Annotated in this window: 8 protein-coding genes; 1 reads left to right on the top strand and 7 read right to left on the bottom strand. The window is 41.2% G+C overall.

The features are described 5' to 3' along the window. Positions 1-184 precede the first annotated feature (184 nt). The 4 genes from hemC to bcp all read right to left on the bottom strand — a co-directional run bounded on the left by hemC (position 185) and on the right by bcp (position 4,822). On the bottom strand, positions 185-1,156 hold the full coding sequence (gene hemC / locus AC2JBO_RS40135; protein ID WP_496959214.1) for a hydroxymethylbilane synthase: 972 nt from the start codon (positions 1,154-1,156) through the stop codon (positions 185-187). A gap of 301 nt (positions 1,157-1,457) precedes the next feature. Further along, positions 1,458-2,852, bottom strand: a complete 1,395-nt coding sequence (gene hisS, locus AC2JBO_RS40130) for a histidine--tRNA ligase (protein WP_496959213.1) — start codon at positions 2,850-2,852, stop codon at positions 1,458-1,460. 78 nt (positions 2,853-2,930) lie between these two features. Further along, entirely contained in the window at positions 2,931-4,343 is a 1,413-nt protein-coding gene (locus tag AC2JBO_RS40125) for an aldehyde dehydrogenase family protein (RefSeq protein WP_496959212.1), read from the bottom strand. Continuing rightward, positions 4,343-4,822: a thioredoxin-dependent thiol peroxidase gene (gene bcp, locus AC2JBO_RS40120; RefSeq protein ID WP_496959211.1), complete on the bottom strand. Its 480-nt coding sequence runs from the start codon at positions 4,820-4,822 to the stop codon at positions 4,343-4,345. The genes AC2JBO_RS40125 and bcp overlap by 1 nt, the downstream gene beginning before the upstream one ends. A 194-nt stretch (positions 4,823-5,016) precedes the next feature. On the opposite strand from bcp, the gene AC2JBO_RS40115 reads away from it, so the two are divergent. Next, positions 5,017-5,337 carry a hypothetical protein gene (locus AC2JBO_RS40115; RefSeq protein WP_496959210.1) on the top strand — a complete coding sequence of 107 codons (321 nt, stop codon included), beginning with the start codon at positions 5,017-5,019 and terminating at the stop codon, positions 5,335-5,337. Position 5,338: 1 nt separating this feature from the next. On the opposite strand, the gene AC2JBO_RS40110 is transcribed toward AC2JBO_RS40115, so the two are convergent. The 3 genes from AC2JBO_RS40110 to AC2JBO_RS40100 all read right to left on the bottom strand — a co-directional run bounded on the left by AC2JBO_RS40110 (position 5,339) and on the right by AC2JBO_RS40100 (position 8,180). Next, on the bottom strand, positions 5,339-5,632 hold the full coding sequence (locus AC2JBO_RS40110; RefSeq protein ID WP_496959209.1) for a DUF2103 domain-containing protein: 294 nt from the start codon (positions 5,630-5,632) through the stop codon (positions 5,339-5,341). 7 nt (positions 5,633-5,639) lie between these two features. After that, entirely contained in the window at positions 5,640-5,966 is a 327-nt protein-coding gene (gene clpS / locus AC2JBO_RS40105; protein ID WP_496959208.1) for an ATP-dependent Clp protease adapter ClpS, read from the bottom strand. 147 nt (positions 5,967-6,113) lie between these two features. Further along, on the bottom strand, positions 6,114-8,180 hold the full coding sequence (locus tag AC2JBO_RS40100) for an FAD-dependent oxidoreductase (protein ID WP_496959207.1): 2,067 nt from the start codon (positions 8,178-8,180) through the stop codon (positions 6,114-6,116). Between the last annotated feature and the right edge of the window lie 571 nt (positions 8,181-8,751).

Raw genomic sequence — 8,751 nt, 5'->3', positions numbered from 1 at the left:
CTGAGTGCTGAGTGCTGAGTGCTGAGTGCTGAGTGCTGAGTGCTGAGTGCTGAGTGCTGAGTGAGTAAAAAGTTTTAAGTGCTAGGTGAGTCGTTTTCATTTTTTACCTTAACTCCTAACTCCTAACTCCTAACTCCTAACTCCTAACTCTACTTAGCACTCAGCACTTTCTACTCAGCACTGATTATGAGCCTCGTTGAACGGTTTGGAAGATTTCTTCGAGAATGGGTTGGGCGCCTTGAGTACGTAAAAGGTCTGCCAATTGTGTTCCTAATTTTTCGGCATCACTAGCAGCACCGGAAACGCTATCTTTTACAAACCTTTGACCATCAACACTGGCGACAATTCCTGACAAGCTAAGTGTATCACCAGAAATTTCAGTATTTACACCAATAGGTACTTGACAACCACCTTCTAAATCACGCAGAAATGCACGTTCGGCAAGACAACGGTCTCTTGTTTGAGGATGTTCAATTGCTTTGAGTATTGAGATTAACTCAGTATCTTCGGCTCGACACTCAATACCTAATGCACCTTGACCAACTGCATGAAGTGATATTTCCTTGGGCAAAACTTGATGTACACGCTCACCCATCCCTAACCGCTCTAACCCTGCTACAGCTAAAATCAGCGCATCGTACTCACCTGCATCTAATTTTGCTAAACGAGTGTTTAAATTACCCCGCACGTCCTTAAACTCTAAATGCGGGAAATGATGACGCAGTTGTGCTAACCGTCGCAACGAAGAGGAACCAACGATGGCGCCAGGAGGCAATGTATCAATCTGTTTGTCTTTAAATTTTTCGTGAACAACGAGAGCATCAGCAGGATTTTCACGCTCGGTAATTGCAGCAAGTGCCAAACCATCGGGTAAGCGAGTTGGCAAATCTTTGAGCGAATGAACCGCGAAGTCAATCTCCTGATTTATCATCCCCAGTTCGAGTTCTTTCGTAAACAGTCCCTTATCACCAATCTTTGCTAAAGCCACGTCTAGGATTTTGTCTCCTTGAGTAGCCATTGTGTGGACTTCAAACTTTATTTCTGGAAAGCTCTTTTGGAGCTGTTCTTGAACCCAATACGTTTGTACAAGCGCAAGTTGGCTTTTACGAGAGCCAATGCGAATAGTACGTTGGGCACTGGACACAACTGATGTCATATAGCAGTTTATCAAATCAGGAGACAATTTACTGAATCTAGACTACCGCAGTGAATGACCCATTTGGCCGATACCTTATGGATTTTAGGCAAGTTTATTTTTGACATCTTAACAAATCTTTACTAAGTAACGTTAAAATCCTGAGTCAACTGCTTCAAGAATGTTTACTTTGTAAAGCAATAATTCTGCTATAAATTAGCTCAAAGCCAGGTAAACATAGGATGGAGGCAATGAAACCCATAGATAAATCCAGATGTGATATGCTTAAGAATTATTCATAAAAGTTTACTTAATATTGATATCATAGTTGTTTTTGAATTTCACTAGCCAAATCATTAATTGGAACATCAACTTGCGCGCGCGTTTTCAAATTCTTCAAAGCAGCTTTTTGCTGTTGCGCTTCAAGAGAACCAATAATCACACAAAATTGAATACCCTGCTTTTCAGCTAGCTGAAACTGTTTACCCAACTTTTGCTGTTCAAAACTTGTAATAACATTCAATCCTGCTTTACGTAGTTTCTGTGACACATCTAAATATACAGGGATTAAATCATCCTGCATGTTGACTACCATAACTTGAGCAGGTGTAGCAGGTAACGGTGAAAGAATACCAGCTTTAAGTAAACGACTTATTAAGCGAGTTAAACCAATTGAAATACCAACACCGGGCATTTTCTCACCTAAAAATACTCCTACTAACTCTTCGTATCTACCACCTGAACAAATACTTCCTAGCGCTTCATGTCCAATTAAACTAGTTTCATAAACTGTTCCTGTATAGTAATCTAATCCGCGCGCTATCGATAAATCTATACAGTACCTAGTGTCAGCTACACTTAAATTACGTACTCCAGTAATAACTGTATCAAGCTCGGTAACACCTAATTTCAATTGTTCAGCTTCAGGCATTGATTCACTTAGATGCTTTAATTTATCAAGCATTTCTGTTACATCACCTTTAATATTAATAAATTCGATAATTTTATCAATACCTTCAGTGGCAATACCTTCTTTCTCTAACTCTTGTTTTACTTTCGCTTCGCCAATTTTCTCCAAGTTATCAATAATACCGATACAAGCTTTAATTTTACTAGCTTCAACTCCAACCGACTGGAAAAACCCTGTAAGTATTTTACGGTTATTAATACGAATCAAAAAATCACCAATATTAATTGCCTCAAATATCTCTGTAATAATCGCAGGCATTTGTGCATCATACAGCAAACTCAATTCCCGGCGCCCAACAACATCGATATCGCATTGACGAAACGAGCGAAACCGTCCATCTTTCGCACGTTCACCACGAAACACTATATCCATTTGATAGCGCGCGAAAGGAAAAGTTAAGTCATTAAGGTGACGCGCGATGTATGCAGCTAAAGGAACAGTTTGGTCAAACTTCAAAGCGCGCGCTTCTGAACCTGTTTCGCTTCCTTTTTCTGCTTTGTCTTTTTCTTCTTGACGATTGGGAGGTAATATTGGGGAAATACCATATATGATGTTATCGCCTTGATTGCCTTTGGCTTGTAATACTTCTAACCGCTCTACAGCAGGTGTTTCAATTGGTGTAAAACCGTAGCTTTCATATACTCGACGAATTATATCAAGCAAATATACTTCTAACCGTTTTTCAGTCGGCAGAAATTCAGGGAAACCACTAGGAGTAGAAAAATTCACTTTATCTGATTTACTCATAACAAATAAGGTTATTAAGGTTGTAGCATAGGCCTGCATCGCCTGTGCAGCTGTGGTAGGTCAGGCGAGACGCCTAACCTACGGGTTATTAAACCACCAGGGGTTGTGGATAGGTTTGGTTTTGATGAATAGGTTTTTTTTGCATAGGAACCTGGTTAAACCAGCGGCGCCGTAACGCTTTTCTCCTATACCTGAAAATTTAAATGCATTTGTTTCTCCTTCGGGGATAGCAAGGGCAAGACTCGCATCGTTAATACTAACTGTGCTGGTATGTATATACGGAGCGACAGAAGAAGCTTCCTCTTCTTCTGCAAATACTGCGGCGCCGTTACCATAGATAGAATCGTTTGCTAAGTTTATCGCCTCGGATACACTTTCAAACGCCATTACAGGCATTATTGGTCCAAAAGTTTCTTCAGTCATTATTCTCATCGAGTGGTCAACTTGAGTTATAACTGTTGGACGACACCACCATCCACCATTGATGTTTTCAATTCCACCACAATGAACTACTGCTCCCGCCTCTTTCGCTTCTTGTAAATGTTCGGAGATAATTATAGCTTGTTTCTCGGCAATGATTGGCCCAAGTTCGCCATTCTCAGTTGTTGGATGTGCAAATTGGAGACGATGGGCTTTTGTTATAAGTTGATGGTAGAACTTTTCAAAGATAGAAGATGCTACATAAATCCGTTCTATACAGTTACATGATTGTCCGCTGTTAACAACCGCACCCCATAATATCGCGGATGTTGCTAAGTCTAAATCAGCTGATTCCAAAACAATCGCTGGGTCTTTGCCACCTAATTCTAAATAAGCTGGGATAAATTGTTCTGCTGCTGCTTCAAAAACGCTTCGTCCAGTTTCTATATTACCTGTAAAACATACTACATCAATGCATTCAAGCAAAAAAGCTCCGGTTTCTGCACCACCTTCAACAAAACTGAGGACATCGCGCAGTTGCGGAACATTATTGAGTGTAGCGATAAGCGGCGCCATGAATCGAGGCGTGATTTCACTAGGTTTTACTACAACTGCACATCCAGCAAGTAATGCGGGAATAGTATCAACACAAGAAAGTAGCAGTGGAAAACTCCAAGGACTAATAACTCCGACTAAAGGGTAAGGTTCTGCGGTTTGTTGTAGCTTGATATAGCTTACCGAAGTATCATACTCGTTCGCACGCAATAATTTTGGCGCCTTCATACACCAGCGGTCAATACTAGCAATTAACGAGTCAACCTCAAACACTGACATTGATAATCGTCCAGTGTCAATAATCAAAGCATCGATTAACTTGTCGCGCGCTTTAATAATATATTGTTTCCAGCTTTGTAAAGCTTCAATTCGACCTTCTATTCCAAGAGCAAACCAGCGTAGTTGTGTCCTCCGCATTCGCTGACACTGTTGTGCCAAAAGTTTTTGTGGAGGAGGTATAATTACGTAGTCATATTTACCCGTTCTGGGGTTGCGAACTTCGATTGATTTTTGCATCAAACATCAACGAAAACCTGCAATTGCTTTAAAACTGCTTGTGCATGGTCTTTAGTTTTGACTTTTGTCCAAGTATAAGCAATTTTCTGGTCGGGGGAAACTAGGAAAGTAGAGCGCTCGATACCCATATATTCTTTACCCATAAACTTTTTTAGGCGCCAGACACCAAAAGCGTCAGCAACTTGATGTTCTGGGTCACTTAGTAGCGTAATAGTTAAACTATGCTTATCGATGAACTTACAGTGAGACTTTTGTGAGTCGGTACTAACACCGATTATCGATGCTCCTAACTTGTTAAAGTCGTCAACGTAAGCACTAAAATCTTTGGCTTCGGTAGTGCAACCAGGTGTGTCGTCCTTGGGATAAAAATATATTACCAGCCATTTACCCTCAAAGTCACTGAGACTTACGGTTTCGCCATTTTGATTTGGTGCCGAGAATAAGGGAGCATTTTGTCCAGGTTGAGGAATATCGGTCATACAGTTGCCAGCTTATTAACTAATGTAAATATGTTTCTGATACACTTGACTAAGACTTAATTATTTTTTATGGAGCCTGTTAAATGATGTATATAGTTATTTAACTAAATATTGCAGTTTGTAACTATTTTTTGTCAGATGAAAGTATCATCCTATAGACTGATAAAAAATCAGAATAATTGGGATATGTAAAAATGTGTTTATCAAATTTACTTTGCCATGAATTTGTAGTTGCGCTATCATTTATCGCTTGTGTAGCTGGGTTAGCGCTACTGTGGAATGTCAAGCCAGAAGAGAACGAAGCAGCAGAAACTGAACGAATTTTGTTTAGAATGAGCTTTACTTACTGGCTAGTATACTGCATTGCATTCGGTATTCAAAAGCTTGTGCTTCCTGATTGGGAAAATGTAACTACAACATTGAAAATTACAACAGCGTTGTCATATTTCTTAACATTTTCGTGTATTGTTAGTTTACCGCTACACAAATTTGCAGTTCACGAAGTAGAAGAATAACTTACCTTCGTATTGCTACAGCAATTGCGTTCTCTAACTGTTCTTTATCTAGCTCGGTTAATATAAACACTTCCTGTACGGTTTTTCCATGACGGGCAATGGTTTTAAAACCTCCCCGTATCGGAACTGAGATACGTATTTGCAGACTAGGACTGTTACCTCTGGCGCGTCCAATGACACCCGGAGTGATAGTTATAATGCCGTCTTGTTTGCACAGACGTTCGAGTATCGGTATGAGTCCCGGTATATGGGTAGAGTGGTTCCAGACTAATCTGCCAGGGGAGGATTTTTCCATTGTTTTATTAAGCTGCTTCTAAAGGTGCCATTGTTAAACCAGCACGACGTAATTGCTGGTGATATAGTTCTGCTTGTTCTTGGGGGCCGATCCAAACTGTGGCAAGACCTTCGTAATGTACTTGGTTTGTGAGGTCCCAAGCAAGATCACCAGTCATACCAGGAATATATTTCATTAAACATTCAGCCACGTGCTGAAAGGTGTTAAAGTCATCGTTTAAAACAATAACTTTATAGTTTGGGTAAGGTTTGCTAACAACTTGACCAGACCGTTCAGGAGTTACAGTAGGTGCAGTCGCCATGCCGTAAACCGCTGCTCGTCGTCTTGTTACCATAAGCATTTATTCTGCCTGTTGGCGTTTTCCAATTTTATAACTACAAATAACTAGTTTAGTTCATTCCCGTAGGGTAGGCGTCCCGCCTGCCATTTTTAATTGGTTTAATATAATTAGGACGGGCAAGGATGCCCGTTCCACAAGAAGTTACTTCCAGTCTTGCCAGTTTTGGTTAAATATAGACGTGTCAGGGAAAGCGGTGGGGTTGCCGTTTTGCTTTAACATCTGTTGCAGTTCTTGTAATTTTGGTTCTTGTCTCGGTAAGTCTTGAACCAGTTGATATGGTGCGATTCCGTTTTTTAAGGAAAATGCTGCAACTGTACCTGCTGCGGCGCCTGCCGACCATTCAAATGAGTGTACTCGATATGCGGCGGCGGCGATATGGCTGGTTGCAATACTTTTACCACCGACTATTAAGTTATCGATTTTTTGAGGTATCATTGCCCGCAGTGCAATTTGGAACGGATATGCTTGTCCGGCGCCGCGTCTTTCTCCGGCACGTTCGCGGTTGCCCGGAGCTTCTGGAGGACTTTTTTCCATACATGGATGAAAGTCGATGGCGTAATGTCCAATACCCACAGAGTCAGGGAAAATTGTGGAACGAGTTCGCCGTAAGGCTTTATTTGGATCAATTTGTCCAGATAATACTGATGCTGCTTCTAAGCCAGCAAGTGCCGCGCGTAACCTCCTGTACATATCAGCAGGTAGTGTTTTGCGATAGTATTCGTCATTGTAGTCACGTCGTGATATATCTATTTCCGCAATTGTAAAACCTTCGGGTTGTCCCCAAGAAGGGCGCCCAATAATTCGACGACCTTCGCGCATGTAAGGGTATTTTGATAACCCGTGTGCGGTTGCCATTGGTGAATTAAAACCTGATAGAAAGCGGTTGTTTGGTACTGGTACTTTAACACCATTACCGAGTTGAGAGTCAGTAGTACCTGCAACTAACCAGTAATAGTAAGAAAAAGCCTTTTCTTCAGCTTTACTCAATGCCTCAGTTCGCAGTCCACCCATCCAACCACCTGGGTTTAATTGTCCAGCAGCTTGTAACTGTTGACGGGTATAAATTAAATTATCTTGTGCAGTACCTGGACGGTAGTCGTTACCCCAAGTCCAGTTTTGCATCGAAATATCACCTGGTGTAGGAGTTGTAAACTTAACGCCACCGAAAGTTTTTTCCTTTCCTTCTCCGGGACTCCAAATACGACGATATGTAAATACTAAGTCAAAATCAGCTAGTCGCTTCAGTTCGTAGCTGAAGTATGGTGAGTATTGCTCGTAGTTGGTGGGTTTGGTTTGCGGTTGTGCGTCTTTTGTAGACTCCATTGCAAAGGTATAAGTAAACCCTTGGGTACAGTATGGGTCGTTGGTGGTACTTGAAGAAGAGGGTTCTAAGTATGATAAAGGGTCAATACCTAAACGGTAAGGAACATCAGCAAGACCAATTAGTTCTCCAGTTTCGGTAGTGTCTACAACGTACCATTTGGGAGCGTTATTAGCTATTTTGGTTTGTTTAGGGTTGAAGCGAATAATCGTTTTAGTAAAGTTCGTCGAGTTTTCGTACCTATATGCATCTTCGACTACTTGCGATAGTCGTAATGTATTTATAGGTGGGGTGCCTTTTACAGGTTGGTGTTGAATAGCATAAACACTATCAATAATTTTGCCATCCGCACTTTTTTCAAGTTCTTTGACAACCGTCGAAGGAAACCATTCCAGCTTACCTCTACCGCGCGATGCTGCATCTTTGAGCATTGCCGTTAGTAGTTCGTGTCCGTCTTTGGGTAAAAAACACGAATCACTAACCCAGCAGTCACCAGGGTTTAAGTCTCCTTTGTAACGTTTTTCAATACGATTACGTAAATCTAAATAACCGCGCGAGTAAAATTGTTTGGCTCGTTGGGTAGGACGTTCATCGAGTGCTGATGTACCCTGCGAAGAAATTTGACCTCCCAACCAGTCGGTCATTTCCGTCAAGCACACCGTTTTTCCCAATAGCAACCCCTCATATGCAGTTGCTGCTCCCGAAAGTCCCCCACCTGCAACCAAAATATCACAGTTCACCGTTCTATCTGGATTGCGAGACGGCGCCGCAATAGTTGTTCCACTTGTTCCGGGCGCCAGTATGTTGGAAACTAACGTCAAAATAAGTGATAACAGAGAGACAGCTTTGACCCTGCCGTTATCCATAAATCTATGTCTATGCTTCATATAACCCCTAGTTGTTGCTTCTCACACTCAACTTTGAAGGTATCATTCAATTAAGGTTCCCTCAACCATATACAGTAAATATTCTGAGCGTTATATGTAGCACAGGCATCTTGCCTGTGCAGTAATATGATTTTTACCACAGAAATACGTAGAGACGCGATTCATAGCGTTTAAGTTTATGAACCTAGCGTCAAGACGGACAAAGCCATATCGACTACTAAACGCCTAGTTTCTAGCCACTGGCGACCAAGTAAAATTTCAGATACTCCTTGCCCTACGTGTACTGGAATATCAAATTCGCTGCCATATTTTCTGACTGTGCTGTATCAATCCAATTATTTAACCAGTCTCCATCAACATTTTTGACAAATTGGCGAATGCCATCAACTCCCATAGCTCTTCTGGAACGCTTTAAGTCTCTTGACCTTTGAAGCGCTTCTCTTGCTCTGAATTATTTGTTCAAATAGTTGAGTTGACATCATTAAATTTAAGCTACTTCCAAAAAGTCTTTTGGTGATGGATTAGCTGGAAAGAATACAGAAGGTGAAACTTTGAAAAACTCACCAAGCTT

The organism is Calothrix sp. CBUCES-K 9914, assembly GCF_059640475.1.
Note: the sequence above shows the minus strand (reverse complement) of the source record. Positions and strands in the feature narration are given on the sequence as shown.

Bases quoted from the DNA above. Each gene is read 5' to 3' on its own strand.
- hemC (WP_496959214.1), bottom strand. From the start codon at position 1,156: ATGACATCAGTTGTGTCCAGTGCCCAACGTACTATTCGCATTGGCTCT.
- hisS (WP_496959213.1), bottom strand. From the start codon at position 2,852: ATGAGTAAATCAGATAAAGTGAATTTTTCTACTCCTAGTGGTTTCCCT.
- AC2JBO_RS40125 (WP_496959212.1), bottom strand. From the start codon at position 4,343: ATGCAAAAATCAATCGAAGTTCGCAACCCCAGAACGGGTAAATATGAC.
- bcp (WP_496959211.1), bottom strand. From the start codon at position 4,822: ATGACCGATATTCCTCAACCTGGACAAAATGCTCCCTTATTCTCGGCA.
- AC2JBO_RS40115 (WP_496959210.1), top strand. From the start codon at position 5,017: ATGTGTTTATCAAATTTACTTTGCCATGAATTTGTAGTTGCGCTATCA.
- AC2JBO_RS40110 (WP_496959209.1), bottom strand. From the start codon at position 5,632: ATGGAAAAATCCTCCCCTGGCAGATTAGTCTGGAACCACTCTACCCAT.
- clpS (WP_496959208.1), bottom strand. From the start codon at position 5,966: ATGGTAACAAGACGACGAGCAGCGGTTTACGGCATGGCGACTGCACCT.
- AC2JBO_RS40100 (WP_496959207.1), bottom strand. From the start codon at position 8,180: ATGAAGCATAGACATAGATTTATGGATAACGGCAGGGTCAAAGCTGTC.